Source organism: Paraburkholderia kururiensis, assembly GCF_034424375.1.
Taxonomy (GTDB): domain Bacteria; phylum Pseudomonadota; class Gammaproteobacteria; order Burkholderiales; family Burkholderiaceae; genus Paraburkholderia; species Paraburkholderia kururiensis_A.
The window spans coordinates 4,109,399-4,135,950 of the sequence record NZ_CP139965.1 but is presented as its reverse complement, the minus strand read 5'-3'; the positions used below and the strand labels follow the sequence as shown (position 1 = coordinate 4,135,950).

22 protein-coding genes and 1 riboswitch are annotated in these 26,552 nt (G+C 66.6%); of the genes, 12 read left to right on the top strand and 10 right to left on the bottom strand.

Annotation, left to right across the window (positions count from 1 at the left end; translation table 11 throughout):
- Position 1 precedes the first annotated feature (1 nt).
- The 7 genes from U0042_RS18580 to fliF form a co-directional block, all read right to left on the bottom strand.
- Entirely contained in the window at positions 2-2,251 is a 2,250-nt protein-coding gene (locus tag U0042_RS18580; RefSeq protein WP_327204988.1) for a peptidase M23, read from the bottom strand.
- Positions 2,252-2,639: 388 nt separating this feature from the next.
- Complete coding sequence (locus tag U0042_RS18575; RefSeq protein ID WP_114815082.1) at positions 2,640-4,262, bottom strand: flagellar hook-length control protein FliK; 1,623 nt, start codon at positions 4,260-4,262, stop codon at positions 2,640-2,642.
- Positions 4,263-4,343: 81 nt separating this feature from the next.
- Positions 4,344-4,793: a flagellar export protein FliJ gene (gene fliJ, locus U0042_RS18570; RefSeq protein ID WP_114815083.1), complete on the bottom strand. Its 450-nt coding sequence runs from the start codon at positions 4,791-4,793 to the stop codon at positions 4,344-4,346.
- Positions 4,794-4,795: 2 nt separating this feature from the next.
- Positions 4,796-6,289 carry a flagellar protein export ATPase FliI gene (gene fliI / locus U0042_RS18565; protein ID WP_114815115.1) on the bottom strand — a complete coding sequence of 498 codons (1,494 nt, stop codon included), beginning with the start codon at positions 6,287-6,289 and terminating at the stop codon, positions 4,796-4,798.
- Complete coding sequence (gene fliH / locus U0042_RS18560; RefSeq protein ID WP_114815084.1) at positions 6,286-6,966, bottom strand: flagellar assembly protein FliH; 681 nt, start codon at positions 6,964-6,966, stop codon at positions 6,286-6,288. Before fliH ends, fliI begins: the two co-directional genes overlap by 4 nt.
- On the bottom strand, positions 6,959-7,954 hold the full coding sequence (fliG, locus tag U0042_RS18555) for a flagellar motor switch protein FliG (RefSeq protein WP_114815114.1): 996 nt from the start codon (positions 7,952-7,954) through the stop codon (positions 6,959-6,961). Before fliG ends, fliH begins: the two co-directional genes overlap by 8 nt.
- A gap of 60 nt (positions 7,955-8,014) precedes the next feature.
- Positions 8,015-9,793 (bottom strand): flagellar basal-body MS-ring/collar protein FliF, encoded by a 1,779-nt coding sequence (fliF, locus tag U0042_RS18550; RefSeq protein ID WP_114815085.1) that lies wholly within the window; start codon positions 9,791-9,793, stop codon positions 8,015-8,017.
- Positions 9,794-10,173: 380 nt separating this feature from the next.
- Here fliF and fliE point away from each other — a divergent pair, with 380 nt between their 5' ends.
- The 5 genes from fliE to U0042_RS18525 all read left to right on the top strand — a co-directional run bounded on the left by fliE (position 10,174) and on the right by U0042_RS18525 (position 13,837).
- On the top strand, positions 10,174-10,509 hold the full coding sequence (gene fliE, locus U0042_RS18545; protein WP_114815086.1) for a flagellar hook-basal body complex protein FliE: 336 nt from the start codon (positions 10,174-10,176) through the stop codon (positions 10,507-10,509).
- Positions 10,510-10,741: 232 nt separating this feature from the next.
- Positions 10,742-11,176: a flagellar export chaperone FliS gene (gene fliS, locus U0042_RS18540; RefSeq protein WP_114815087.1), complete on the top strand. Its 435-nt coding sequence runs from the start codon at positions 10,742-10,744 to the stop codon at positions 11,174-11,176.
- Positions 11,173-11,505: a flagellar protein FliT gene (locus U0042_RS18535; RefSeq protein ID WP_114815088.1), complete on the top strand. Its 333-nt coding sequence runs from the start codon at positions 11,173-11,175 to the stop codon at positions 11,503-11,505. Before fliS ends, U0042_RS18535 begins: the two co-directional genes overlap by 4 nt.
- A gap of 209 nt (positions 11,506-11,714) precedes the next feature.
- Positions 11,715-13,400, top strand: a complete 1,686-nt coding sequence (locus U0042_RS18530) for a flagellar hook-length control protein FliK (RefSeq protein ID WP_114815089.1) — start codon at positions 11,715-11,717, stop codon at positions 13,398-13,400.
- Positions 13,400-13,837: an EscU/YscU/HrcU family type III secretion system export apparatus switch protein gene (locus U0042_RS18525; RefSeq protein WP_114815090.1), complete on the top strand. Its 438-nt coding sequence runs from the start codon at positions 13,400-13,402 to the stop codon at positions 13,835-13,837. Before U0042_RS18530 ends, U0042_RS18525 begins: the two co-directional genes overlap by 1 nt.
- A gap of 89 nt (positions 13,838-13,926) precedes the next feature.
- Here the strand turns inward: U0042_RS18525 and U0042_RS18520 are convergent, their stop codons facing one another.
- Positions 13,927-15,345 (bottom strand): coniferyl aldehyde dehydrogenase, encoded by a 1,419-nt coding sequence (locus U0042_RS18520; RefSeq protein ID WP_114815091.1) that lies wholly within the window; start codon positions 15,343-15,345, stop codon positions 13,927-13,929.
- 140 nt (positions 15,346-15,485) lie between these two features.
- Complete coding sequence (locus U0042_RS18515; RefSeq protein ID WP_114815092.1) at positions 15,486-17,183, bottom strand: isovaleryl-CoA dehydrogenase; 1,698 nt, start codon at positions 17,181-17,183, stop codon at positions 15,486-15,488.
- 450 nt (positions 17,184-17,633) lie between these two features.
- Between U0042_RS18515 and U0042_RS18510 the strand changes: the two genes are divergently transcribed.
- Positions 17,634-19,262: a GMC family oxidoreductase gene (locus U0042_RS18510; RefSeq protein WP_114815093.1), complete on the top strand. Its 1,629-nt coding sequence runs from the start codon at positions 17,634-17,636 to the stop codon at positions 19,260-19,262.
- Between the two features lie 63 nt (positions 19,263-19,325).
- Here the strand turns inward: U0042_RS18510 and U0042_RS18505 are convergent, their stop codons facing one another.
- Positions 19,326-20,270, bottom strand: a complete 945-nt coding sequence (locus U0042_RS18505) for a LysR family transcriptional regulator (RefSeq protein ID WP_114815094.1) — start codon at positions 20,268-20,270, stop codon at positions 19,326-19,328.
- A gap of 113 nt (positions 20,271-20,383) precedes the next feature.
- Between U0042_RS18505 and U0042_RS18500 the strand changes: the two genes are divergently transcribed.
- The 6 genes from U0042_RS18500 to U0042_RS18475 all read left to right on the top strand — a co-directional run bounded on the left by U0042_RS18500 (position 20,384) and on the right by U0042_RS18475 (position 26,468).
- The gene (locus U0042_RS18500; protein WP_114815095.1) at positions 20,384-20,842 is read left to right on the top strand and encodes a CidA/LrgA family protein; all 459 of its coding nucleotides are present in this window, start codon (positions 20,384-20,386) and stop codon (positions 20,840-20,842) included.
- Positions 20,843-20,886: 44 nt separating this feature from the next.
- Entirely contained in the window at positions 20,887-21,621 is a 735-nt protein-coding gene (locus U0042_RS18495; protein WP_114815096.1) for an LrgB family protein, read from the top strand.
- 82 nt (positions 21,622-21,703) lie between these two features.
- A riboswitch (S-adenosyl-L-homocysteine riboswitch) is annotated at positions 21,704-21,851 on the top strand.
- A gap of 32 nt (positions 21,852-21,883) precedes the next feature.
- Positions 21,884-23,305 (top strand): adenosylhomocysteinase, encoded by a 1,422-nt coding sequence (ahcY, locus tag U0042_RS18490; RefSeq protein ID WP_114815097.1) that lies wholly within the window; start codon positions 21,884-21,886, stop codon positions 23,303-23,305.
- 145 nt (positions 23,306-23,450) lie between these two features.
- Positions 23,451-23,804 carry a phage holin family protein gene (locus U0042_RS18485; protein ID WP_017772098.1) on the top strand — a complete coding sequence of 118 codons (354 nt, stop codon included), beginning with the start codon at positions 23,451-23,453 and terminating at the stop codon, positions 23,802-23,804.
- A gap of 15 nt (positions 23,805-23,819) precedes the next feature.
- Positions 23,820-24,650 (top strand): methylenetetrahydrofolate reductase [NAD(P)H], encoded by an 831-nt coding sequence (gene metF, locus U0042_RS18480; protein WP_114815098.1) that lies wholly within the window; start codon positions 23,820-23,822, stop codon positions 24,648-24,650.
- Between the two features lie 186 nt (positions 24,651-24,836).
- Positions 24,837-26,468 carry an ABC transporter substrate-binding protein gene (locus tag U0042_RS18475; protein ID WP_114815099.1) on the top strand — a complete coding sequence of 544 codons (1,632 nt, stop codon included), beginning with the start codon at positions 24,837-24,839 and terminating at the stop codon, positions 26,466-26,468.
- Positions 26,469-26,552 lie beyond the last annotated feature (84 nt).

Sequence of the window (26,552 nt, the reverse complement as noted above, 5' to 3'; positions counted from 1 at the left end):
ATCAAGTTGTCGGTTTGTAGTCAGAATTCTGAGCGACTTCATCATTCAGTTCGTAAAAAGCATTTCTGAATCCCTGGCTTCGCCATTCCAAGGAAAGCCCCGCCGGGTTGACACATTTCGTCACCTGAAGTATTGCCTTGTCGTCCGCTCCTTGATCTGCCCAGTAATTAATACTCAGTTTACCCAATGGAATAAACTTCTTTCTATGAGTCTCCGGATCTTTAACTAGCTGGAGCCTTTGTTTCTGCGCCCAGTACCAACCTGACGCATCACATGTGCAGTATGGATCCGTTGAGATTAGAGAGCTAGTTTCGTCATTGTTAAATGTCATGCAGCGATACGAGCCATAGCTCTCGTAATTTGATCTCCCGGTAATCTGAATAATGCCGCGCCCCTTGAATCGAACGCCGTCGCCCCTTACGGTATTGCCGACCGCATCTCCCTCCGGATGACCGGGCTCGTATTTATCGAAATATTCCGGTTTGCCCCCTTCGACCATAAATTCCAGGCGGCCTGTTTCCGCTGTCAGCTGACCGAAAAGATGAGCAAGGCGCAAGCTGCTGGACGATATTCCGTATTTCCGCGCTGCGATCTGAAAATTAAGATGTAGATTTGCCGGGCGCCTTTCTGCTACCTCGGTAAGTCGCTTGATCACCTCAGACTTCGAAAGAGGGACGACCTCACGGTTGTGGTCTCTAATCGTCTTACGGATACAGCGAACCGTCTCCCCCTTACTCAACCACCCACACTTCCTGAAGTGCCGGATAAACGCGAGCGGATGGAAAAACCAGAGCTTCTGCCCCGCAGGCAACCCCGTCACGTCCCAGAACTGCAGTTCCTTGAGGTACTTCAGAAAATCCTCGTAGCCCTTCCGGTTGCCGTGATAGAACCCGCCTTCGTCGAGCAGCTTCGCGAAGCGCGTCTCGTTGTGCGTGCTATCCCATTCGCTCGGCGCGTTGCAGATGAATCCGCGCAGGGCCCGACGTACCTCCTCATGGCCCTTCACATAGTACGAAAGTGCGTCTGCCTTCTGGACTTCAGTGGCTTCCTTCACGACTGTGGGCTGCTCGCTGGCCGCAGCGTCCCTGACGAGCTTCTTCAACAGGTCGACATCGCACAGGCCGTCACTGCCAAAAGGTGTATTGCCTTCACTGATCTTCTGCCAGCCCATGAAGGACGGGAAATCCGCGTCAGACAGCTTTTTGACCTCTGCCCTGCTGATATCGATGTAACCCTGCTTCCCCGTGTCGTAGGGTATCTGCACCCACGTCGCACGGGCTGCCTCCGGGAGGGTCGCAGGCGTTGAAAGAATGCGCCCGAAGCGCAGCATCTCGTATCCGTCGCTGGGGCAGGCTTCGTAGAGCGCCGTTGCGCGATGGTACAGATCGTATTCGTAGTCCTTCTCCTCGACCGGCGCGGATGTGAGCAGCGTGCGCGAGCCGTCCGCCGCAATGCTCCAGACGTTGGTGTACTTCGCTCCCTTGCTGAAGTACATCTCCACGGCAAGTGGCAGGGCATTCGTGCCTGCGTAGCCCGCCTTGAAGGCGATGCCGTGGAGTTTGCCGTGTGCGTCCGTTCCCTGGGGCAATGCGTAAAACTGCTGTCCCGCAGGAATGGTGAAACAGGTATGCCCCCAGCAGTCCGAGGTTGTCGCTGTTGCCGGCGACGTCACTCCGAGCTGCGTGTGCCCGAAATACGCTTCGAAATCGCCCGGCGTCATGAAGATCTCGGAGTGCATGTAGGTGACGCCCTGATAGCGCCCGAGAAAACCCAGCACATCCTTGCGCCGCACCTTCTGGCCGTTTCCCTTCGCCGCAGGCGTGACCTTGCCCTGGGTATCCGGCCCGGATGGTTTGTGCAGGAACGCCGGTAGCTGGGTCCCGTCGTGTCCGAACGTGTGGTATTCAGCAAGCGGCAGCAGGTGCATGTAGAGCGAATAGAACGTCAGCGCGCGTCCGTCGCCGGTTTCGGTGGCGTGCCTGAGCAGCACGAAACCCGCATTGCCGTTGCCGTCATCCATCGCATGCTGGCAGACGCGGTACGCCACCACCTCGCCGTCGGCGATGGCATGGACCGGGCCGTGCACGTCCGGCGCAAGATGGGAGCCGCAATGCCAGGTCCGGTCGGCTGCGACCGGATAGACGCCGTGCGCCAGCTCGAACCTGTCGACGGCATCCATCATGGGGTCGGGCTTCGATGCGTCGGTGGACGTGAGCCCCGATGCGGGCAGAAAGGGCGGGCTGATGATCATGACGTGTCAGTTCGTATGGGGAGGACGGTCGTTGAGCTGGAGATCGCTTTTCGGCAGGACGGGTAACGGGCCGGATTAAGCCGGCTAACCGTAGCAGCGGCGGGGCGCGGATATTGTCACTAATGGTCAAAACCCAGCCAGCCTTTACCTCGCGCGGTCATTGCCGGCGAATGTCATGCTCGATGCATGCTATTAGGCGCGACCCTTAATCGAACAATTGTGAACCGGATGCTCGAGAGGCGAGAGGCGGCTCGCGCACATTGCGCGGCGCCATTGGAGGATGACGCGGGAGACGCGGCAGCGATAACGACGACGCTGCGAAGAAGAGAAGGATCTGACGATCCCGGACCGAAGCGGCCCAGGATCACGGCACTGCGCTATTTACTGCTCAAACAAACGTATCGACCATTCCCACCGTTCGCCTGACCGTGGCCGTTGCGGCTGCGCTCACCGAACCGTCGTCGATGCCCGCCGTGCCCGTCACGCCGCCGTTGCCACGGCCGCTGCCCGACGAGCCCTGGCCGTTCTGCTGGGCCTGCTGGCCCGTTTGACGCGCAAAGCCGTCGCTCACGCTGGCACTGCCGAGGCCGATGCCGCCGGCTTCCATTGCTTCGCGCAGCTTCGGCAGCGCGGCTTCCACGGCCTCGCGCACCTGCTGGTGCTGCGAGACGAAGAGTGCGTGCGCGTGGTTGTCGGCCACCTGGAGCACGACCTGCAGCGGGCCCAGGTCCTTCGGGTTGAGCGTGAGTTCCGCCGTCTGCTGATGTGCGTTGGTGAGGAACACCACCTTCTGGCTCAGCGCGTCTTCCCAGTCGGGCGTGCCGACCTGCGGGCTGAGCGCGGCGGCGTTGGCTGCCGCAGCCATGCCCGGTTGCTGCACCACCTGGGCCGGTGCCGTCGCGGCGGCCTGGGCCGATGCCAGGGCCTGGGCGGCGTGCGCGGCGTCGGCGCCGCTCGCGGCCTGGATCGCGTTGCTCTGCGTCGCGTTCGAATTCGAAGCCAGCGCATCGGCCATGCTTTTCACGGTGGCGTCGGCGGTGGCTGCCGTCGTTGCGGTGCTCGTGCCGGCGGCGGTCGTTTGTGCGTCTTTCGCGCCGTTGTGCGCGTCGGCGAAGGCGGTGGTCCACGCGGCGCCCTTGGCGTTGCCGTGGCCGCTCGCGAGTCCGAAGCCGTTGGCCGCGGACCCGTTGCCGCTGTCGGCCGTACCGCCGCCTGTTGTGCCCGCACCCGACGCCTGGAGCGCTGCGCCCTGGCCGTTCGTGAGCGAGGCAAGGGCGGCTTGCAGGGCATCGCGCACCGACTTCGGATCGCTTGCCGTCGCCGTGGTCTTGCCTGCGCTCGCGCTGCCCGCTGCGCCCGCGCCCGCGCCCGCGGCGGCGCCGGCCGCGGTTGTCGCAGCGATGCCGGCAAGCGTGGCCGTGGGGCTGTTCGTGTCGCTGCTCGACGCGGCGTCGTTGCCCGCGCTCGCTTGAGCTTGCGCCTGAGCCTGAGCGGCCTGGGCCTGTGCCTGAAGCTGAGCCGCGACTGCTGCCGCTGCGGCGGCTTGGGTGGCCGCTTCGGTTGCGCTTTGCGTGCCGTCGCCTTGCGTTTGCGAATTGCCGTTGCTCGCGCTCTTCGTGCTGCTCGACGACTTGCCGGTGCCGGCCGTCGTCGAGTCCGTGGGCGCGCTCGACTGCGCATCCGTGGTGGACTGGCTGTTGCCCGACGAAGAAGACTGCGCCGCGTTCGATGTATTCGAGGCGTTCGATGCACCAGACGCGTTCGCCGCGGCCTGTGCCGACGAAGAAGCGGCCGCTGCGGATGAAGACGAAGCCGCGCTGCTCGCTGCGTTGCTCGCGTTCTGCTGCGCGTTGCTGGATGCGCTCGAGTCCGACGACTGCGCGCCAATGCTCTGCTGCAGCGTCTGCGCGAATGACTGCGCGCTGTTCGCGGCGGCGTTGGCGGCCTGGCGGCTGTTGTTGTCACTGCTCGACCCGCCAAGCAGGGAGCTGATCAATGAAAGTGGCGACATGCTGGATTCCGTGAGTGCGTGTATCCGGTCGTGATTAATCGTGGTTGAGCGTGGTCAAGCGTAGTCAGTGCGACGTCCGCTTCACAGGCCGTGCGTGCGCATGCGCAGCGCACGTGCGGCGTGCTCGTCGGAGTCGCGCTGTTCGCGCCGTGCCGTTCGTTTGGCTTCGGTCGCGTCGCTGCGCGCCTGCAGGACTTCATACGATCCCAGCTTCTGCTTCGAGCGCTGCCATTCGGGCTTCGCAGCCTCCACGCGCGCCGTGGCGGCCGCGAGCAGGCGCCGCTGCTGTTCGATGGCGGCGTCGAGCGTATCGATGAACGCTTGGAAGTTGCGCATGTTGCCCGCGGGCATGCCGTTCTGCGCGGAGTTCGTGAAGCGGGCGTGGTACTCGTCGCGGTACTGGAGCAGCGACTGCAACTGCGCCTCGACCTCGCCGCGTTCGCGCTGCACGCGTCCGAGCCGTTGCGCGGCTGCATCCACGTCGTCCTGCGCGAGGCCGATCAGTGTTTGCAGCGGAGTCTGCTGGGTCATGGTCATGCTCCTTCACCGAAGAGGGCGCCGAGCATCGCAACGCTCGACTCGAAGCTCGCGCTTTCGCGAAAGCCTTGTTGCAGGAATGCCTCGATGCGCGGGTACAGCGAGATGGCGCGGTCGAGTACCGGATCGCGCCCACTCGAATAGGCGCCTACGTTGATGAGGTCGCGGTTGCGCTGATAGCGCGACAGCATCTGCTTGAACATGCGCGTCTTGTCGAGATGCGCGTCGTCGATCAGCGCCGTCATCGCGCGGCTGATCGAGGCTTCGATGTCGATGGCGGGGTAGTGGCCCGCTTCGGCCAGTGCGCGCGAGAGCACGATGTGGCCGTCCAGAATCGCGCGCGCCGAGTCGGCAATCGGATCTTGCTGGTCGTCGCCTTCGGTGAGCACGGTGTAGAACGCCGTGATCGATCCGCCGCCCGCCGGGCCGTTGCCGGTGCGCTCCACGAGTGCCGGCAGCTTCGCGAACACCGAAGGCGGATAGCCCTTCGTGGCCGGCGGCTCGCCGATGGCGAGCGCGATCTCGCGCTGGGCCATCGCGTAGCGCGTGAGCGAATCCATGAGCAGCAGCACGTGCTTGCCCTGGTCGCGGAAATATTCGGCGAGCGAGGTCGCGTACGCCGCGCCCTGCATGCGCAGCAGCGGCGACACGTCCGCGGGCGCGGCCACCACGACGGAACGCGCAAGGCCGTCTTCGCCCAGAATCTGCTCGATGAACTCCTTCACTTCGCGGCCCCGTTCGCCGATCAGACCGATCACGATGACTTCGGCGCTCGTATAGCGCGCCATCGTGCCGAGCAGCACCGACTTGCCGACGCCCGAGCCGGCGAACAGGCCCATGCGCTGGCCGCGTCCCACGGTGAGGAGCGCGTTGATGGCGCGCACGCCCACGTCGAGCACCTTGTGGATGGGCTCGCGGTTCAGCGGATTGATGGAGGGCGCGGTGAGCGGCGCGTCGGTTTTCGAACCGAGCGGCCCGAAGCCGTCGAGCGGGCGGCCTGAGGCATCCACCACGCGGCCCAGCAGCTCCCAGCCCACGGGCAGGCGCTTCGCGCCCGCCATCGGGTCGGCGATCGGCACCGTTTCGAGCGGATAGACGCGCGCGCCGGGCAGCAGGCCCGCCACTTCGGTGGTGGGCATGAGGAACAGCTTGTCGCCGGAGAAACCCACCACTTCGGCTTCGGCCATCGGCAACGAACTGCCTGCGGGCAGCTCGATCATCACTTCGGCGCCCACCGAGAGACGCAGGCCCACCGCTTCGAGCACGAGGCCCGCGGCACGCGTGAGGCGCCCGCAGGCGCGCAGCGGCAGCGCGCGCGCATTGCGCTCGCGCAGGCCGTCGAGCCGGCCGCGCCACGCCTGCAGATACGGATTGGCCGCGAGCGCGGCGTCGTGCACGGGCGCCTGCGGACCGAACGACGCCAGCGCCAGCTCCTGTTCGAGCGGCGTGAGGTCGCTTGCGCGAATGGCGTCGATGGTCGGTTGCTTCACCACGTGCTCACTTTTCCAAGGGCGGCCGCCACGCGCTCCCAGCGCGTGCTGATCGCCGCGTCCACTTCACCGCTCGCCGCCTGTGCGCGGCAGCCGCCGCGTTCCATGGCGGGGTCGGTGCGCACGGTCCAGCCGCGCGTTTGCAGTTCTTCCAGCAGATACGCTTCCACCACGGGCAGGTCGGCCGGGCTCACCACGAGTTGCGGGGCGCCCGTGAGCGCGGGCTCCGTGGCGAGCACTTCGCGCGCCGCCGCGATGAGCGCGGTGGGGTCGTGCTGCACGTGCTGGCGCACCACCTGTTGCGCGATGTCGAGCGCGAGCGTGACGAGCGTTTCGGCCACGTCGGCCTGCGCGCCTTCCAGCGCCTGACGGAACGTTTCCGCGAGCGCGCCGATCTGCGCGGCCTGGGCGCGCGCTTCGGTCAGGCCCTGCTCGAAGCCTTGCGCGTGGCCCTGCTCGTAGCCGGCCTGGTAACCGAGCGCCTGGCCCGCGACGTGGCCCGAGGCCACGCCTTCGGCATGCGCGGCGTCGCGCAGCCGCTGGAGTTCGGCTTCGAATGCGCCGTCGTCGACGGGCTCTTGCGGAGGCGGCGGGTCGAACGACGCCATCTCCCAGCGCTGGTAGGCCGTGGCATCGCGGCGGCGGGCCGCCTCGTGCCGGGTGTCGTGCTCAGACATATGCGTCTTCTGCCTTGCCGCCAATCACGATCTGCCCGCTCTCGGCGAGATTGCGGACGACCTGCAGGATGCGGCGTTGCTGCGTTTCCACTTCGGACACGCGCACCGGGCCGCGCGCATCCAGGTCTTCGGCGAGCAGCTCGGCTGCGCGCTGCGACATGTTCGAGAGGAACTTCTGGCGCAGCGCGGGCGGCGCGCCCTTGAGCGCGATGATGAGCGCCTCGGACTCCACTTCCTTCAACAGCAGCTGGATCGCGCGGTCTTCCAGGTCGAGGAGGTTTTCGAACACGAACATCTGATCGACGATCTTCTGTGCGAGTTCCGCGTCGTACTGGCGCACGTTTTCGAGAATCGATTCCTCGAACTGGCTCGGCATGAAGTTGAGAATTTCCGCCGCGGTGCGGATGCCGCCCATCGGGCTGCGCTTCAGGTTGTCGCTGCCCGAGAGCAGCGTGGTCAGCACGTCGTCCAGCTCGCGCAGCGCGGCCGGCTGAATGCCGTCGAGCGTGGCGATGCGCAGCAGCACGTCGTTGCGCAGGCGGTCCGTGAAGCATGCCGCGATTTCGGAAGCCTGGTCGCGGTCGAGGTGCACGAGGATCGTCGCGATGATCTGCGGGTGCTCGTTCTTGATGAGTTCGGCCACGGCGGCCGAGTCCATCCACTTGAGCCCTTCGATGCCGCTCGTGTCGCTGCCCTGCAGGATGCGGTCGATGATCACGCCCGCCTTGTCTTCGCCCAGCGCCTTGGTGAGCACGCTGCGGATGTATTCGCTCGAATCGAGCGAAAGCGCGGTGTGCTGCTCGGCTTCGCGCACGAATTCCTGGAGCACGTCGTCCACCTGCTCGCGCGTCACGTTCTTGAGCGACGCCATGGCGAGGCCGATCTTCTGCACCTCGCGCGGGCCGAGGAACTTGAACACCTGCGCGGCTTCTTCCTCGCCGATGGACATCAGCAGCAGTGCGCTGCGCATCACGCCTTCGTTGTTCATGGCCATTGCCTGTCAGTGTTCGTCGCCGGGTTATTCATCGCTGGGTCATTCGTCACTGGGTTATTCGTCACTGACCCAGCTCTTGACCACGGTGGCCACGATCTTCGGATCCTGGCGCGCGATCGTGCGGGCGTACTCGAGATTGCGTTCGAACTTGTGCTTCTGGTTTTCGAAGGCCAGCTGCGCGAGTTCCGATTCGTCTTCGCCCAGCTTCTCGACCGGCGTGACGCCGTCGAGCAGCAGCGGCTCGTCGGGGCCGGCCAGCGCGGCGGCCGCGGGCGGCTCCGGCGGCGGGAACGCACGCCGCATGGCGGGCTTCACCATCGCGAAGTACAGGAACAGCGCCACCGCCGCAATGCCGATCCACGTACCGATCTGCTTGGCGAGCGCGATCATGTCGGGCTGGCGCCACCACGGCAGGTTGGCGTTCGGGTCCACGTCCGTGGTGAACGCGGCGTTCACCACGTTCACGGAGTCGCCGCGCTTGGCGTCGTAGCCCATGGCGTCCTTCACGAGCTGCTCGACCTGGGCGAGCTTTTCGGCCGAGAGCGGCTGCATGGTGGCGTGACCCTTGGCGTCCACGAGCGGCTGGTAATTCACCACCACCGCCACGGAAAGCCGCTTGATGTCGCCCATGGCGCCCTGCACGTGGCGCACGGTGCGGTCCAGTTCGTAGTTCGTCGTCTGGTCCTTGCGGTCGCTCACCGGGATGGCGGGCGCCGCGCCGCTCGCCCCGTTCGGCGCGACGACGGGCGCGGAAGCGGGCTGCGGCGGCTGGTTCGACAGCGCGCCGGGCACGCCGGAGGCGCCGCCCTGCGACATCTCGGTAGCCGTGCTGGTCTGCTGGCTGCGGATGGCGGCTTGCTGCGGCGTGCCGTTCGGGCCGTAGGTTTCGGCGGTCTGCTCGACCTTCGAGAAGTTCAGGTCGGCGCTCACCTGCGAGCGCGCGTTGCCGGCGCCGAAGAGCGGCGCGAGGATCGCGTCGATGCGCTGCTGCGTGGTGCGCTCCACCTGCTGCACGTACTTGAGCTGCGAGGCGTCGAGCCCGGCGCCCGAAGACGACGTGGTGAGCAGATTGCCGTCCTGATCCACGATCGTGACGTTGCGCACGGGCAGATCGGGCACGGCCGAAGACACCATGTGCGTGATCGCCGACACCTGGCCTTCGTCCAGCACGCGGCCCGGATACAGGTTCACGAGCACGGAGGCCGACGGCGCTTCCTTGTCGCGCACGAACACCGAAGCCTTCGGAATGGCCAGATGCACGCGCGCCGAGTGCACGCTGGAAATGGATTCGATGGTCTGCTGAAGTTCGCCTTCCAGCGCGCGCTGGTAGTTGACCTGTTCGGCAAACTGGCTGATGCCGAATTTCTGGTTGTCCATCAGCTCGAAGCCCACCGCGCCGCCCTTGGGCAGCCCCTGGGAGGCAAGGCGCAGGCGCAGCTCGTGGACCTGGTCGGCCGGCACGAGAATGGCGCCGCCGCTGTCGCTGAAGCGGTAGGGAACGTTTGCTTGTTGCAGTGCGGCAATGATGGAGCCGCCGTCACGGTCCGAGAGGTTGCTGTACAGCACCTTGTAGTCCGGCGCGCGCGACCACAGGATCAGGCCGGCCACGATGGCCACCAGCAACGCCACCGCGAAAATGAGCGGCGCACGCGGGTTGCCGCGCATCTGCCGCAGGCCTTGCAGCGACGACAGCCGTTGCGCGAAGCCGCCGCCCAGGTCGTCCGCGGCGCCCGGCTGGCCGCCGGCGGCGGGCGTGCCCGCGCCCGGCTGGCCTGCGCCGGCGAGGCCCATGCGGGCGTCGGGGTTGATCAACGAGTTGGCAGACGAATCCATGCGTCGGGTATCTCCGGAATGCGGGCGTCTGGCGAGCCGGCGGGCGCCCGGGCCGCGGAGGCTATTTCGGTGTCGCGCCGGCTTGGGCGCGTTCCGGAATGCCTCTCGTCAACTGTCCCGGGGGCGTACGGACGCAGACTTTCATGCCACCGATTATCCGCACGACCCCGCAACCCTATTGTCCGAATAGAGCCGGGTTTTCCCCCTTCTTTCCGGTCTTTCGGAAAGACCCCGCTGCTATGCTTTTCGTCAAGGCTGGACCAGGTGTCGCACGGGCCGCCGATAGTGGTCCGTGCGCCGCATCTGTCCCCGCTGCCGCCTCTCGCATTCCCCTGTAACGGGCGGCGCCGGGCCAGCCTTCCCATGCTCCTGGAGACATCATGACTTTGCCCGTGAACGCGCTTTCGTCGGCGCTCTCGCAGATCCAGTCGATGGCGGCGCAGGCCGCCGGCGGCTCGCAGAAGGCCGAAGAAAGCTCGGGCGCCGCGACGCCCGGTGGTTTCGCCGCGGCCCTCAAAGCGTCGCTCGACAAGATCAGTTCGGACCAGAAAAGCGCCGTGGGCGAAGCCCAGGCGTTCGAACTGGGGGCTTCCAACGTGTCCCTGAACGACGTGATGGTGGACATGCAGAAGGCCAACATCGGGTTCCAGTTCGGCCTGCAGGTGCGCAACCGGCTGGTGTCGGCCTACAACGACATCATGCAGATGTCGGTCTGACCCCCGGCGCTTCGGCGCCCGGTTCTACCACCCTGTGTCCGCGGCGGCTTGCGGCGGCGCCGAACGGCTACGCGCAGGTGCGGCGCGCCCCCGTTCAGGCCCCGTGGACTTCCCTCGAAGCAGGCTAAAGCTTCCCCGCGTTCTTCCGATAACACGGCTACAGCGGTCGCCTTGCATGTGCGCATGCGAGGCGGTCTCACCGTACCCACCGACCCAAGAAGAGGAGCGCCCCATGTTTTCCCCAGCCCATTCAGGAGCCAATGCGTACGCACGCGTAGGCGTCGAAACTGGGGTGATGGGTGCCAGTCCGCATCGCCTGATCGCCATGCTGTACGAAGGCGCACGCAAGGCGATCGCGCAGGCTCGCATGCACCTTCAGCAAGGCAACGTCGCGGCGCGCGGCGAGGCTATCGGCAAGGCGATCAACATCGTGCAGAACGGGCTGCAGGTGTCGCTGAACCAGGAGGCGGGCGGAGAGATCGCGCAACGGCTCGATGCGCTCTACACGTACATCGGGCGGCGCCTCGTGGAAGCAAATCTAAAACAGAGCGAAGCGATGCTGATCGAAGTGGACGGTCTCATTGCAACGCTCGAAGAGGCCTGGTTGGGCATAGCCCCGGAGATCGCGCGGATGGCGGGACAGCCGTCCGCGGAAACGATGAGATGAATTCGAAAGCAGAATATTTCGCCCGTTACGAGGCGATTGCAGCGCTTTCCGGGCGGATGCTGACGGCGGCTCGCGAAGCGCTCTGGCACGATCTGATCGGACTGCAGGACGAGTACCGGCGTCTCGTCGAGGCGCTCAAGGAGGCCGAGCAGGGCGTGAAGCTGAGCGACGCCGAACGGATGCGCAAGTACGACCTGATTCGCCGGATTCTCGCCGACGACGCGGCCATTCGCGACCTCGCGAGCCCGCGCATGGCGAGGCTTTCGCGGCTTTTTTCAGGCGCCTCGCATCCGGCGCGCGTGTTGCAGGAGTTGTACGGCGCCCGCTGAAGTGGCCACGCCGGGTTGGCCTGGCAGAAGTGGTCACGGGCGGGCGTGATGGGCGTTTTCCGATGGACGTTTTCTTATAACCAGCGAGTAACCAGCGACTTTAGGCCGGCAGGGACCGGCGCTGCACCCGTACCCGTCGCGCCGCCCGGCTCTGGACCGCGGGCTGCGGCGCGTGCCGGCGGTACGGGGCGACGCATCTTGGGGAGCGCATGAACGGAATCGAACCGGTAGCGGCTGCGCTCGCCGCGAGCCGCCTCGACAGTCTGCTCACGACCGGCCCCACGGGCGCCGCGGGTACTACGCAGGCCGGCGCATCCGCACTGGCGGCTGGCACCGCGGCCCAGCCCGGCGCTGTGCCGGCGCCACCGCCACCACCTCCCGCCTCGGCCCAGACCGCGCTTTCCGCCGTGGCCCTCACGCTCGACGCCATCGTGCGCTCGGGCGGCGACGCCACGCCCGCCGTGATCGGCACGGCGCCCATCTGGCCCGCGGCGCCTGCACTCGACGTCCATACCGTTCTGACCGCCCAAACTGCCGATAGCGCCAGTAGCGCTAATAGCGCGGCCTGGGCGGCCGCCGTGGCGGGGGCCGAGCTTGCGGATTTGCTCGAAGGGGCGGGTGTGGGGTCGGCAGTGGCTACCGCGGCGCAGGCCGGGGCGCAGACGGCGGGTACTGCCGGCGCCGCCGCGAGCACGGAAGGAAGCACGGCGGGGAACACCGCGGCAGGCGCCGGTGCACAGGCGGCCGGAGCCGCCAGCGCCGTGGTCGCGCCGGTTCAGGTGCCCGTTACCGCGCTCGCGGCCGCGCTCCAGCAGACCGTCTCCGAAAGCGGACTCTTCTACGAAGCTCACCTCGCCCAATGGCTGGCCGGCATGCGCACGCCTGCCCAGCTCGCGGGCGAGCCGCAGAACCAGCTCGTGGCCGCCGCGGCCACCATGCCGCCCGACTGGAACGGCGCCCCCGACGACCTCGACGCCCCCTGGACCGGACCCGGCTCCGCAGTCGCATTCGGGCAGCGCTTTGCCGCCTCTGGTGACGCGAACGCCTCCGCGGGCACGGGCCGGCCGTTCGGCGCGCCGCCTCAGACGGCGGGCGCGGTCGGGCCATTTCACGGTGAGCCCGGCGCCTACGCGGCGGCGTTCACGCCGCCTTCGGCGCAGACCTTGCGCGCCCTGCTGCACGGCGGCAGCGCGGCGCAAACGCAAACGTCCGGCTCCTCCGATGCCGCGCAGGCGAATGCGGCCGCCGTGCATCCGGCGACGATTCCCGTGGTGCGTCAGCAGCTCGATCTGCTCGCGACCGGGCAGTTTCGCTGGACCGGCGAGGCGTGGCCGGGCGTGCGGCTCGACTGGACCATCGAAGAAGAAGGCGGCGAGCGCTCGCGCAACGCGGGCATGGAGGCGGGCGAACTGCCGTGGCGCACGCGTGTCACGCTTTCGCTGCCCACGCTCGGCACCGTGGATGCCGAACTCACGCTGACGGGCGACGGGCTGGTTGCGCGCGTGCAGGCGAGCCCGGGCGGCGCGTCGCGGCTCGCGGCGCAAAGCGAGACGTTCCGGCGCGCGCTGGCGGCGGCGGGCATTGCGCTGCAGGGTCTGTCGATTCGGGAGATTGGTGGCAGCACGCTGGCGGGGGACGCCGAACCGCTGGGCGCGGGCTTCGCCGGCCAGCCGTTCCAGCCCGCGCAGGCGGCCCAGCCCAGACCGGCAGCCGAAGCCGCGAGCGCCTACGCGCGAACCGCCGCCGATACGCACATCCAGATTCCCGGCGCTGCATCCGCAGATGCCGCCGATGCAGCGGACGAAGCCGGCACGCAACCCGCGTCGGCCGCAACGGAAGGCCCGCTTCCCGTGGCCTCCCGCACGACCCATCTCGACTTCGACTGGGACATCTGATGAGCCGCACGCAACGCAAGAGCGCGGCTGCGCTGCTCTACGACGCCCAGAACGACACCGTCGCGCCGCGCGTGGTGGCGAAGGGCTACGGCCTCGTCGCCGAAATGATCGTGCAGCGCGCGAAGGAAGCCGGGCTCTACGTGCACGAAGCGCCGGAGATGGTTTCGCTGCTGATGCAGGTGGACCTCGACGCGCGCATTCCGCCCAAGCTCTATCAAGCGGTGGCCGAACTGCTGGCGTGGCTGCATCGGCTTGAAAGCGGGGTGGACGATCGGGCAGCCGACGAGGCGAGCGGCACGGGCGCAGCGGCGGCGGGCGGCGGCCCGGGTGGTGCCGCTGGTCCGGGCCCCGGCGTGGGGCCGTCGACACCGTTGCTGGGTGGTCCGTCACCCGGCGGTCCACCGCCCGGCGGCCTTCCACGTTTGCCCGGCAGTTAGGGCGGCAGACGCGTCGCTCGCTCCCCTTCCATCGCGGGCGCTATGCCGTGTCCCGCCCGGTCTCTATCGCTCCGGCCCGCCCTGCGCGGCTAAAACCGCAGCATCGTCCTGATCAACCGGTCGAACACCTTGCCGTAAGGCGGCGCCACCAGGTTGCGCGTGTTGAGGCGCGCCTGCGTGAAGACGGGCTTCATCTTCGAGAACGTCACGAAGCCGTCGTAGCCGTGGTACGCGCCCATGCCGCTTGCGCCCACGCCGCCGAAGGGCAGGCTCTCGCAGGCCAGATGCATCAGCGTCTCGTTGACGGCCATGCCGCCCGCAATCGTTTCGCGCGTCACGCGTTCGACGGTGGCCGCGTCGTCGTCGTAAAGGTAGAGCGCAAGCGGCCGCGGCCGCGCGTTGATGTAACGGATGGCGTCGTCGAGGGTGTCGTAGGGCACGACGGGAAGCAGCGGCCCGAAGATTTCCTCCTGCATCAGCGCGACATGGTCCGGTGCGCCGGTGATGGCGGTGGGCGCGAAGCGCCGGCTCGCGGCGTCCGACGGTGTATCGGCCAGCGCGTGCAGTTGCGCGCCGGCTGCCTGCGCTTCGTCGGCGAGGCGTTGCAGCCGCGCGTAATGGCGCTCAGAGATGATCGTCGTGTAGTCGCGATTGCGCGCCAGGTCCGGGTACAGCTTCGCGATGCGCGCGCGGGCACGCGCGACGAACGCGTCTTCGCGGCCGCGCGGCACGAGCACGTAGTCGGGCGCGACGCACGTTTGCCCGGCGTTCAGCGTCTTGCCGAGCAGCAGGCTATCCACGGCGTAGTCGAAGCGCGCGTGCGGCCCGATGATGGCGGGCGACTTGCCGCCCAGTTCCAGCGTGACGGGCGTGAGGTTCGCCGCGGCGGCGCGCATCACTTCGTGGCCCACGCGCGTGGAGCCCGTGAAGAGCAGATGATCGAACGGCATGCCCGTGAAGGCGGCGCCGATGTTGGCATCGCCATTCACCACGGCCACGTGGTCGCGCGCGAAGGTCTTCGTGACGAGCGTTTCGAACAGCGCCGACGTGCGCGGCGTGAACTCGGACATCTTGATCATGGCGCGATTGCCGGCAGCGAGCGCGCAGATGAGCGGCCCTGCGGCCAGCAGCACCGGATAGTTCCACGGCACCACGATGCCCACCACGCCGAGCGGCTGCGGCACGACCTTCACGCGCGCGGGACGCAGCCAGCGATTGGTGCTGCGCCGCTGCGGCTTCATCCACTGCTTGCCGTGCTTCAGCGCTTCGTCGATTTCGCTTTTCGCGAGCAGGAATTCGGCGAGCAGTACTTCCTGTTTGGCGCGATTACCGAAGTCGGCGCTCATGGCTTCTGCCAGCGCATCGCGGTTGTCGAGCAGCATGGCGCGCAGTGCCTTCAGATGGCGCGCGCGCTGCTCCCACGACGGGTACGGCGCCCGCAGATACGCTTCGCGCTGCTCGCGCAGCAGGGCGTCGAGTGCGGCAAGGTCCGGCAAGTCGTTCTTCATGCTGTGCTCTCCCTGGTGGTGCTGATGATGCCGCGCTTTCCGGCAGCGGCGATGCGCGGTCTGTGGTTTGGGGACGCCGCGTTGTGTTCGAATGTTTTCGATTCTTCGTTGCGTCTGTCGAAGCGCTTAGGCCTCACGCCTCATGCCGGAAACGCGCGAGCGACGAGCGCCGCGTGATCGAACGTGGCCGGCAGCGTGCCGTAGACGCGACCGCTGCTTGCTGCGCCGTGGCCTGCACCGTCCGCTGCGCCGGCAAGGCGCGTCGCGATGAAGGCATCGGCCACGTGTGCCGGCGCGTGGCGCACGAGCAGCACGGCCTGCGCGATCAGCACGAGCTGCTGGGCGATGCGTCGCGCGCTGGCCTCGCGCGTGGCAGGGTCGCCCTGATGCGTGGCGAGCAGGTTGACGAGCGCCGCGCCCAGCGCCGGGTGCCCCTGCGCGTCGTCGCGCCATGCGGCGAAGAGCGCCTGGGCCGCGTCGGCTTCGCGTTCCATGGCGCGCAGCACGTCGAGGCACATCACGTTGCCCGAGCCTTCCCAGATGGAGTTCACCGGCGCCTCGCGATAGAAGCGCGCCATCGGGCCTTCTTCGACGTAGCCGTTGCCGCCCCACACCTCCATCGCTTCGCCCGTGAATTCGAGCGTGCGCTTGCAGACCCAGAACTTCGCGGCGGGCGTCACGATGCGGCGCCACGCGCGCGCTTCGGGCGTACTCGCGGCGTCTTCGAACGCGCGCGCGAGGCGCATGAAGAGCACGGTGGCCGCTTCGGATTCGAGCGCGAGGTCGGCCAGCACGTTCTGCATGAGCGGCTGGTCGGCCAGATGCCGGCCGAACGCCGTGCGGTGCCGCGCGTGGTGAATGGCCTGCACGAGCGCCGCGCGCATGAGCGCGGCGCTGCCGATCACGCAATCGAGCCGCGTGTAGTTCGCCATTTCGATGATGGTGGGCACGCCGCGTCCTTCGTCGCCCACCATCACGCCCCACGCGTTCAGGAATTCCACTTCGCTGCTCGCATTCGACCGGTTGCCGAGCTTGTTCTTGAGCCGCTGCACCTGCACGGCGTTCTTCGTGCCATCCGGTGCGAAGCGCGGCACGAAGAAACACGAGAGCCCTTCGTGATCGCCGGTGCGCGCGAGCACCAGATGCGCGTCGCACTGCGGCGCCGAAAAGAACCACTTGTGACCGACGAGCCGGTACTCGCCGCCGCGTCCGCCGCTGCCGCCCAGTGCGTGCGCTTCGGTGCGGTTCGTGCGCACGTCCGAGCCGCCCTGTTTTTCGGTCATGCCCATGCCGATCATCATCGAGCGCTTTTGTGTGTAGGGCAGGTCGCGTGTGTCGTGGTCGCGCGAATAGAGCGGCGCACGCAGGGTCTCGAAAAGCGCGGGCTCGCGTTGCAGGACGGGGATGCTCGCGAAGGTCATGGTGAGCGGACACAGCGAGCCCGACTCCAGCTGCGCGTGCAGGAAGTAGCCCGCGCAGCGTGCGGCCATGGCGCCGCGTTGAGGGTCCGAAAACGGCAGCGCGTGCAGCCCCTCGCGACGCAGCAGCGCGAGCAGCGTGTGCCAGGACGGATGGAATTCGAGCGCGTCGATGCGTTCGCCGCGCGGGCTGTGCGTGGAGAGTTCCGGCGTGTGGCGGTTGGCCAGATCGGCGAGGGCGAGCACGTCGGGTGTGGTTAACGCGGCGCCGTCGCGCGTGAGCGCCTCGGTGTGCCAGCCGGCACCTTCGCGCTCCACGGCGGCAACCAGCGCTGCGTCGCTCGTGAACAGGTTGTAGTCCGCAAGCGGCGGCACCTGGTTGGTCACGTCGTGCGTCTTGCCGAAGGCCTGCGCGTCCATGTTGCTGTCTCCGTTTATCCGTCGGCTGGGGTGCTCGAATTCGGCAGCCGGCGTGGCCGTGGTTTAGACGGCGGTTGTCTGGTGTTTCGTTGTTTGCGTGGGGCGCCGGCGGGGCCGTTCCTTGCACCGCCGGATCGTCTCTGTTTGATTGTCTTGTGCGATGGCGCGCGGCGCGTTGCCCGTGCGATTCGCCTGCGTTTGAACGCGTCGTTCAGCATCCGCTGAAGCCAGCATCCATGCACCGGGGCGCCTGCGCGAGGTGCTTCATCATAGGTGCGCCGGCCGTCCCACGTTTAGAGGGATCGCTCTGGCACGAACGCGCCGTGCCGGGAGCAACGGTCCCTACAATGCGCAAAAAACAAACGTAGACAAGTGTGCACCCGGCACAGCCACGCGGCAAAACGCGGGCACGCAGAGGTGCAACCCAGCGGTGCAAATCAGGAGGAGCACATGGAGTTCGACTACATCATCGCCGGGGCGGGTTCCGGCGGCTGCGCGCTGGCGAGCCGCCTCGCCGATCTCTGTCCCGATGCGACCATCGCACTCGTGGAGGCCGGTCCGCACACGGAGCACAACCTCTTCGTCAACATGCCGGTGGGCGTGGCGGCCGCGGTGCCGTTCCGCATGAAGACCAACTACGGTTACGAGACGACGCCGCAGCCCGGACTCGCCGGGCGTCGCGGCTATCAGCCGCGCGGCCGGGGCTTCGGCGGGTCGAGCGCGATCAACGCGATGATCTACACGCGCGGGCATCCGCTGGACTACGACGAGTGGGCCCAACTGGGGTGCGAAGGCTGGTCGTGGCAGGACGTGCTGCCGTACTTTCGCCGCGCCGAAGGCAACGAGCGCGGCGCGAACGCGTGGCATGGCGCCGATGGGCCGCTCACCGTGTCGGACCTGCGCTTTCGCAATCCGTTTTCGCACCGCTTTTTGAAGGCCGCCATCGAGGCGGGCTTCACGCCGAACGACGACTTCAACGGCCCCGTGCAGGAAGGCGTGGGCTTCTATCAGGTGACGCAGCGCGACGGCCGGCGTTGCAGCGTGGCGCGTGCCTACGTCTACGACCGCGCGCAGCCCAACCTCACCACCATCGCGGACGCCGCCGTGCTGCGCGTCACCTTCGACGGGCGCCGTGCAACCGGCATCGAAGTGGCGCGCGACGGCCGTATCGAGCGGCTCACGGCGCGCGCCGAAGTGGTGCTCGCGGCGGGCGCATTCAACTCGCCGCAACTGCTGATGTGCTCGGGCATCGGGCCGGGCGCGCATCTTCAGTCGCTCGGGGTGCCGGTGCTCTACGACGCGCCGGAGGTGGGCCGCAATCTGATCGACCACATCGACTTCACGCTCAACAAGCGCGTGTGGTCCAGCGAGACGACGGGCTTCTCGCTGCGCGGCTTCGCGAAGATGGTGCCCGCGTTCTTCACCTTCATGCGCGAAGGGCGGGGCATGCTGACGAGCAACGTGGCCGAGGCGGGCGGCTTCATCAAGAGTCGGCCTGGGCTGGATCGGCCGGACCTGCAACTGCATTTCTGCACGGCTATCGTGGACGACCACAACCGCCACATGCACTGGGGGCACGGCTACTCGCTGCACGTCTGCGTGCTGCGTCCCGCGAGCCGCGGCACCGTGACGCTGGCGAGTCCGGATGCGCGCGTGGCGCCCGTGATCGATCCGCAATTCCTGTCGGACCCGCGCGATCTCGATCTGCTCGTGGAAGGCGCGAAGCTGGCGCGGCGCATCGTGGAGGCGCCGTCGCTGGCGAGTGCAGGTGGCAAGGAGCTGTACACGAAGCCGGGCCAGACCGACGCCGAGTTGCGCGAGGTCATCGCGCGCCGGGCGGACACCATCTATCACCCCGTGGCCACGTGCCGGATGGGCGGCGATGCGCGCTCCGTCGTGGACCCGCAGTTGCGTGTACGCGGCGTGGAGGGGCTGCGTGTGGTGGATGCCTCCGTGATGCCGACGCTCATTGGCGGCAATACGAATGCGCCGACGGTCATGGTGGGCGAGCGCGCTGCCGAATTCATCGCGGCGGCGCGTCGCGCACAGCCCGCGGCGGTGCTGGGCGTGGCGGCTTGATGTGCGCGCCTGGCTCCGGCGCCTGGGTCGGGAAGCCGGCCGGCCCGCGCGCCAGCGGCCCGATCAACTTCCGGCGATGCTGCCCGTCGGGTCCAATCCGTGAATCTGCATGAAGTCGCTGCCCGCCACGCCGGGCAGCGTTTCGCGCGCCACGTCGAGCCAGGCGCGCGCCGCATTCGATAGATAGCCGTTGCGCCGCCAGCCTACGGCCATGTCCCAGGGAATCTGCGGGTCGGTGACGGGCAGGCACGTGAAGCGCGTGACGTCCAGCCGCCGGCAGTAGGGCGCCGGCAGCAGCGCGACGCCCACGCCCGCCAGCACGAGCGCGGCCATGAAGTCCCAATGCCCGCTGCGTCCGACGATGGCCGGCGTGAAACCTGCCTTGGCGCACGCGTTCAGCACGACGTCGTTGAGCGCGAGGCTCTCGCCGTAGAACACGAACGACTCGCCCGCCAGATCGGCGAGCGACACCGCCTGCGCGCTGTCCCAGCGCGAGCCGCGGCGCGCCACGAGCCAGAGCAGTTCGTGCGTGAGGGGCAGCACGTCGAAGATTTCAGGGTTCACGGGTTGCAGCACGCCGCCCAGTTCCAGTTCACCCGCGATCAGCGCGGCCTCGATGGCGCGCGAGCCCTGTTCGAACAGTTTCAGTTCCACCTTCGGGTAGCGCTGCCGGAATGCGGCGATGGCGGGCGTGAAGAGCGAGCCGCCCATCGGCGGAATGCCGATGGTGAGCTGGCCGCGCCCCAGCGTGCCCAGGTCCTTCAATTCGGCCTGCAACTGCGCGTGCGCGGCGAGCACGTCCTGACCGCGCTGGTAGACGATGCGGCCGGCGTCGGTGAGCACCATCTGGCGGCCGTCGCGCAGGAGCAGCGGCGAGCCGATCTCGTCCTCCAGCGACTTCACCATTTTGCTGATGGTGGGCTGCGTCACGAACATGAGTTCCGCGGCGGCGGTGAAGCTTTGCTGGCGGACAACCTCGACGAAATAGCGAAGGGCGCGCAGTTCCACGATGAGAGGCTCCAGAATTCCAGTTTGGAATGATTTTGATGATTCTAAGTCATTATATTTATGCTGCGTCGCAACCTATACTTGTTCGCGTACGAAGTCACTAAGGGTTTGCCATGACTGCTCACCGTTCATCCGCTGTTACCTCCGAAGCTCGCTCTGCCGGCTTGATGCGCGTCGCGCGCATCGCCGTGCAATCGGCCGGCCTGGCAGGCATGTGGTTCGCGGCAGATTTCACGGTGCGTGCGCTCGGCCTGCCGGTGCCGGGCGGCGTGGTGGGCCTCGTCGTGCTGCTCGTGCTGCTGTTCTCCGGCGGCATTGCGCCGCGCTGGGTGAAGGCGGGCGCGGACTGGCTGCTCGGCGACATGCTGCTGTTCTTCATTCCGGCCGCGGTGGCCGCCGTGCAGTACGGCGGGCTCTTTCGCGAAGACGGCTGGCGCCTCGCGCTCGTCGTGATGGCGGGCACGCTGATGGTGATGGTGGCCGTGGCCGTTGCCGTGGATCTGGCGGCGCGCTTCGAACGCCGCCTCGCGCTGCGGCGCGCGCTGACGGCGCGCGCATTGGCCCGCGTCTGAGCGCCGGGGCTGAACAGAGACGGCGCTGAAAACAGGACTGAATCATGAGCACCTTCTCGGGCACGTTCTACGCCTCCCTCTTCGCGGACGACGCCTCGCGGCTCATCGCGGCGGGCTGCTTCGTGCTGACGGTGGTGCTCTATTTCGCGTCGAAGTGGCTCTACGCGCGCTTTCCGAAGCCGTGGCTCACGCCGCTCCTCACCGTGCCGGCGGTGCTCGCGGCCATCGTGCTGGTGCTGCACATTCCTTACCCCGTGTACTTTCAGGACACGCGCTGGCTGATGTGGCTGCTGGGCCCCGCCACGGTGGCCTTCGCGGTGCCGATCTACGAGTACCGTGACCTGCTGAAGCGCCACTGGATTTCGCTCGCGGTGGGCGTGACGGTGGGCATCGTCGTGGCCGTGGGCGGGTCGCTCACGCTGGCCAAGCTGCTGCATCTGTCGCCGGAATTGCAGCGCAGTCTGATGACGCGTTCCGTTTCCACGCCGTTTGCGCTGGCCGTTTCCGACAAGATTCACGCGCCGAAGGACCTCACGGCGCTCTTCGTAATCGCCACGGGCGTTTGCGGCATGCTGTTCGGCGAACTCGTGCTGGCGCTCGTGCCGCTCAGAACGCGCCTGGCGCGCGGCGCGCTGTTCGGCGCGGCGGCCCATGGCGTGGGTACGGCGAAGGCGCGCGAGCTGGGCAGCGAAGAAGGCGTGGTGGCGAGCCTCACCATGATGATCGCGGGCGTGACGATGGTGCTGCTCGTGCCGCTGCTCGAACTGCTGCCCATCTGACTTCCTGATACGTCTTTTTGACGCCTTTCGCTCCGTCTTTTCGCGCGTTTGCGCCGTCAAACATTTGCTACAATCGCGCCTTGTCTCCGAGGAGCGCTGCGACGGGCCTGCCATCTGCTGATGGTCATCACGGCCCGCCAGGCTCGGGGGCTTTCAATCCGGTCTTCCTTTCCATGTGCAGCGCGTTTCGCGCGCGGGCAGGAAGCCGCATCGAACGGCGCTCACGTCATTAATTTCTAGTCTTTTTAGAAAGGAGGGCGTGATGAACGCCGCAGTCTTCGAATCGAACCCGTCCCAGGATTACCTCGTTGCCGACCTCTCGCTTGCCGCGTGGGGCCGCAAGGAACTCAACATCGCCGAGACCGAAATGCCCGGCCTCGTGCAGATTCGCGACGAATACAAGGCGCAGCAGCCGCTGAAGGGCGCGCGCATTGCGGGCTCGCTGCACATGACCATCCAGACCGGCGTGCTGATCGAGACGCTCAAGGCGCTCGGCGCCGACGTACGCTGGGCCTCGTGCAACATCTTCTCGACCCAGGACCACGCTGCCGCGGCCATCGCCGAGGGCGGCACGCCGGTGTTCGCGTTCAAGGGCGAATCGCTCGACGAATACTGGGAATTCACGCACCGCATCTTCGAATGGCCGAACGGCGAGTTCGCCAACATGATCCTGGACGACGGCGGCGATGCCACGCTGCTGCTGATCCTGGGCTCGAAGGCGGAGAAGGACCGTTCGGTCATCGCCAAGCCCACCAACGAGGAAGAAGTCGCGCTGTACAACGCGATCGCGCGCCACCTCGACGCCGACCCGACGTGGTACTCCACGCGCCTCGCGCACATCAAGGGCGTGACCGAAGAGACCACGACCGGCGTGCACCGCCTGTACCAGATGGAGAAGGAAGGCCGTTTGCCGTTCCCGGCCATCAACGTCAACGACTCGGTCACGAAGTCGAAGTTCGACAACCTGTACGGCTGCCGCGAGTCGCTCGTGGACGGCATCAAGCGCGCCACCGACGTGATGATCGCCGGCAAGATCGCCGTGGTGGCGGGCTACGGCGACGTGGGCAAGGGCTGCGCGCAATCGCTGCGCGGTCTGGGCGCCACGGTGTGGGTCACGGAAATCGATCCGATCTGCGCGCTGCAGGCGGCGATGGAAGGCTACCGCGTCGTGACGATGGAATACGCCGCCGACAAGGCCGACATCTTCGTCACCGCCACCGGCAACTACCACGTCATCAACCACGATCACATGAAGGCGATGCGCCACAACGCGATCGTCTGCAACATCGGTCACTTCGACTCGGAAATCGACGTTGCGTCCACGCGCCAGTACCAGTGGGAAAACATCAAGCCGCAGGTGGACCACATCATCTTCCCGGACGGCAAGCGCGTGATCCTGCTGGCTGAAGGCCGCCTTGTGAACCTGGGCTGCGCGACGGGCCACCCGTCGTTCGTGATGTCGAACTCGTTCACGAACCAGACGCTCGCGCAGATCGAACTGTTCACGCGCGGCGCGCAGTACGAGAACAAGGTGTACGTGCTGCCGAAGCATCTGGACGAGAAGGTGGCGCGCCTGCATCTGGCGCGCATCGGCGCGAACCTCACCGAGCTTTCAGACGACCAGGCGAAGTACATCGGCGTCGAGAAGACGGGTCCGTTCAAGCCGAACCACTACCGCTACTAAGCTCATGCGGTGTGTTCCGTGCGGCCCTGTCTGAATGGTCCGTACGGAACGCACGCTCGAGCCTTGGCCTTCATCGCGCGCCCATCGCATCTCCAGCGCGATCACGATAACGACGCAACAAGGCAACAAGCATAAGGAGCCTTCCATGACCGTGCTGCTGACCTGGCTGATCAACGCGCTCGCACTGCTGATCATCACGTGGCTCGTGCCGTCGATTCATATTCGCAGCTTCGGCACGGCGCTGATCGTCGCGATCGTGCTGGGCCTCATCAATGCGCTGCTGCGTCCGGTGCTGATCCTGCTCACGCTGCCCGTCACCATCCTGACGCTCGGCCTCTTCATCCTCGTCGTGAATGCGCTTTGCTTCTGGCTCGCGGCGTCGCTGTTGAAGGGTTTCGAGGTTTCGGGGTTCTGGTCGGCATTCTTCGGCTCGATTCTCTACAGCATCATTTCGTGGTTGCTCTCGGCGCTCGTTTTCGGCAACCGCAGCCTCGGCTGATGTCTGTTTCTCTCCATGAATCCGATCGAACTTTCATTTGAATTCTTCCCGCCGAAGACGCAGGAAGGCGTGGAAAAGCTGCGCGCCACGCGTGCGCAGCTTGTGCCGCTCAAGCCGAAATTCGTCTCCGTGACGTTCGGCGCGGGCGGCTCCACGCAGCAGGGCACGCTCGACACGGTGCTCGATATCGCGAAGGACGGCATCGAAGCCGCCCCGCACCTGTCTTGCATCGGCTCCTCGAAAGAGAGCCTGCGCGCCATTCTCAACCGCTACCGCGAGAGCGGCATCCGCCACATCGTGGCGCTGCGCGGCGACCTGCCTTCGGGCATGGGCGAAGTGGGCGAGCTGCGCTACGCCTCTGAGCTGGTGAGCTTCATCCGCAACGAAACCGGCGACTGGTTCCGCATCGAAGTAGCCGCGTATCCCGAATACCATCCGCAGTCGCGCTCGCCGCGCCAGGACATGGAAAACTTCGCGCGCAAGGTGAAGGCCGGCGCGAATTCGGCGATCACGCAGTACTTCTTCAACGCGGACGCCTATTTCCGTTTCGTGGACGACGTGCGCAAGCTCGGCGTGGACGTGCCCATCGTGCCCGGCATCATGCCGATCACGAACTTCTCGCAGCTCACGCGTTTTTCGGAAATGTGCGGCGCCGAGATTCCGCGCTGGGTGGCGCGCCGTCTGGAAAGCTTCGGCGACGACCGCGAGGCGATCCGCGCGTTCGGTCTCGACGTGGTGACGGACCTGTGCCGCCGCCTCGTGGATGCGGGCGTGCCCGGCCTGCATTTCTATACCCTCAACGCCGCCACCGCCAGCAAGGCGATCTGCGAGCGGCTCGGGCTGTAATGGCTTCATCGGGCACTCGCCGTGCGGCGGGTGCCCGTTCCTCTCATCGTCTCCCTTCGGCCTCGCGCCCGCGCAAACTCCTTGTTGCAGCCCCGCCATGCGGATTTTCGTCTGCTTGTGACGGGCGGCGAACGTCAGTAATATCGCGCTACGCTGGCTCCGGCCGGCTCCGATCCTGGAGGAAACATGAAGCAAAACAACCTGTTGCGCACGGCGCGGCTCACCATGCTGGCAGCCGTCGCAGCGGCATCGATGGCGGGCGCCCAACTGGCGAACGCCGCCGATATTCCCAACAAGACCCTCGTCTACTGCTCAGAAGGCAGTCCCGCGGGCTTCGATCCGGCGCAGTACACCACGGGCGTCGACTTCACGGCGAACACCTTCACCGTCTATAACCGTCTCGTGGAATTCGAGCGCGGCGGCACGAAGGTCGAGCCGGGCCTCGCCGAAAAATGGGACGTCTCGCCGGACGGCAAGACCTACACGTTCCACCTGCGCAAAGGCGTGAAGTTCCAGACCACGTCGTTCTTCAAGCCGACGCGCGAATTCAACGCCGACGACGTCGTCTTCACCTTCGAGCGCATGCTCGATCCGAACCAGCCGTTCCACAAGGCGTACCCGGTGCAGTTCCCGTACTTCACCGACATGGGCCTCGACAAGCTCATCGCGAAGATCGAGAAGGTGGACCCGTACACGGTGCGCTTCACGCTCAACGAAGTGAACGCGCCGTTCATCCAGAACATGGCGATGGAATTCGCCTCGATCCTTTCGGCCGAATACGCTGACCAGCTGCTGAAGGCCGGCAAGGCCGCAGACATCAACCAGTATCCGGTGGGCACGGGTCCGTTTATCTTCCGCAGCTACACGAAGGACGCGACCATCCGCTTCGACGGCAACCCCGACTACTGGAAGCCGGGCGCGGTGAAGATCTCGAAGCTGATCTTCTCGATTACGCCGGACGCGAGCGTGCGCGTGCAGAAGCTCAAGCGCAACGAATGCCAGGTGATGAGCTATCCGCGCCCCGCCGACATCGCGCCGCTGAAGGCCGAGTCGGGCATCGCGATGCCGTCGCAGCCGGGCTTCAACCTGGGCTACCTCGCCTACAACGTCGAGCACAAGCCGCTCGACAAGGTGGAAGTGCGCGAGGCGCTGGACATGGCGATCAACAAGAAGGCGATCATCGATTCGGTCTACCAGGGCGCCGGCCAGGCGGCCACGAACCCGATGCCGCCGACGCAGTGGTCCTACGACAAGAACCTGAAGGCCGCGAGCTACGATCCCGAAAAGGCGAAGGCGCTGCTCGCGAAGGCCGGCTACCCGAACGGCTTCGAGATCACGCTGTGGGCCATGCCGGTGCAACGTCCGTACAACCCCAACGGCAAGCTGATGGGCGAAATGATCCAGGCCGACTGGGCCAAGATCGGCGTGAAGGCGAAGATCGTCACGTATGAATGGGGCGAATACATCAAGCGCGCACACGCGGGCGAACAGGACAGCATGCTGATCGGCTGGACGGGCGACAACGGCGACCCCGACAACTGGCTCGGCACCCTGCTGGGCTGTTCCGCGATCAACGGCAACAACTTCTCGCGGTGGTGCTACAAGCCGTTCGACGAACTCGTGCAGAAGGGCCGCGAAACGACGAGCCAGGCCGAGCGCACGAAGCTCTACACGCAGGCGCAGCAGATCTTCGCGCAGCAACTGCCGTTCTCGCCCATTGCCCACTCCACGGTCTACCAGCCGGTGAGCAAGAAGGTGACCGACATGCGCATCGATCCGCTCGGCTACGCCCGCTTCGACGGTGTCGGCGTGCAGTAAGGCGCGAGCGCTACGCTTTTCGCACCGTTTGCATAGCAACTAGAAAACAGGTCGAAAAAGGTCCGGCGACGGGGGCATGAGCCC

What these genes read in the sequence shown, in the direction of transcription:
- U0042_RS18580 (WP_327204988.1), bottom strand. Translation starts at nt 2,251, where the DNA reads ATGATCATCAGCCCGCCCTTTCTGCCCGCATCGGGGCTCACGTCCACC.
- U0042_RS18575 (WP_114815082.1), bottom strand. Translation starts at nt 4,262, where the DNA reads ATGTCGCCACTTTCATTGATCAGCTCCCTGCTTGGCGGGTCGAGCAGT.
- fliJ (WP_114815083.1), bottom strand. Translation starts at nt 4,793, where the DNA reads ATGACCCAGCAGACTCCGCTGCAAACACTGATCGGCCTCGCGCAGGAC.
- fliH (WP_114815084.1), bottom strand. Translation starts at nt 6,966, where the DNA reads ATGTCTGAGCACGACACCCGGCACGAGGCGGCCCGCCGCCGCGATGCC.
- fliG (WP_114815114.1), bottom strand. Translation starts at nt 7,954, where the DNA reads ATGAACAACGAAGGCGTGATGCGCAGCGCACTGCTGCTGATGTCCATC.
- fliF (WP_114815085.1), bottom strand. Translation starts at nt 9,793, where the DNA reads ATGGATTCGTCTGCCAACTCGTTGATCAACCCCGACGCCCGCATGGGC.
- fliE (WP_114815086.1), top strand. Translation starts at nt 10,174, where the DNA reads ATGACTTTGCCCGTGAACGCGCTTTCGTCGGCGCTCTCGCAGATCCAG.
- fliS (WP_114815087.1), top strand. Translation starts at nt 10,742, where the DNA reads ATGTTTTCCCCAGCCCATTCAGGAGCCAATGCGTACGCACGCGTAGGC.
- U0042_RS18535 (WP_114815088.1), top strand. Translation starts at nt 11,173, where the DNA reads ATGAATTCGAAAGCAGAATATTTCGCCCGTTACGAGGCGATTGCAGCG.
- U0042_RS18530 (WP_114815089.1), top strand. Translation starts at nt 11,715, where the DNA reads ATGAACGGAATCGAACCGGTAGCGGCTGCGCTCGCCGCGAGCCGCCTC.
- U0042_RS18525 (WP_114815090.1), top strand. Translation starts at nt 13,400, where the DNA reads ATGAGCCGCACGCAACGCAAGAGCGCGGCTGCGCTGCTCTACGACGCC.
- U0042_RS18520 (WP_114815091.1), bottom strand. Translation starts at nt 15,345, where the DNA reads ATGAAGAACGACTTGCCGGACCTTGCCGCACTCGACGCCCTGCTGCGC.
- U0042_RS18515 (WP_114815092.1), bottom strand. Translation starts at nt 17,183, where the DNA reads ATGGACGCGCAGGCCTTCGGCAAGACGCACGACGTGACCAACCAGGTG.
- U0042_RS18510 (WP_114815093.1), top strand. Translation starts at nt 17,634, where the DNA reads ATGGAGTTCGACTACATCATCGCCGGGGCGGGTTCCGGCGGCTGCGCG.
- U0042_RS18500 (WP_114815095.1), top strand. Translation starts at nt 20,384, where the DNA reads ATGACTGCTCACCGTTCATCCGCTGTTACCTCCGAAGCTCGCTCTGCC.
- U0042_RS18495 (WP_114815096.1), top strand. Translation starts at nt 20,887, where the DNA reads ATGAGCACCTTCTCGGGCACGTTCTACGCCTCCCTCTTCGCGGACGAC.
- ahcY (WP_114815097.1), top strand. Translation starts at nt 21,884, where the DNA reads ATGAACGCCGCAGTCTTCGAATCGAACCCGTCCCAGGATTACCTCGTT.
- U0042_RS18485 (WP_017772098.1), top strand. Translation starts at nt 23,451, where the DNA reads ATGACCGTGCTGCTGACCTGGCTGATCAACGCGCTCGCACTGCTGATC.
- metF (WP_114815098.1), top strand. Translation starts at nt 23,820, where the DNA reads ATGAATCCGATCGAACTTTCATTTGAATTCTTCCCGCCGAAGACGCAG.
- U0042_RS18475 (WP_114815099.1), top strand. Translation starts at nt 24,837, where the DNA reads ATGAAGCAAAACAACCTGTTGCGCACGGCGCGGCTCACCATGCTGGCA.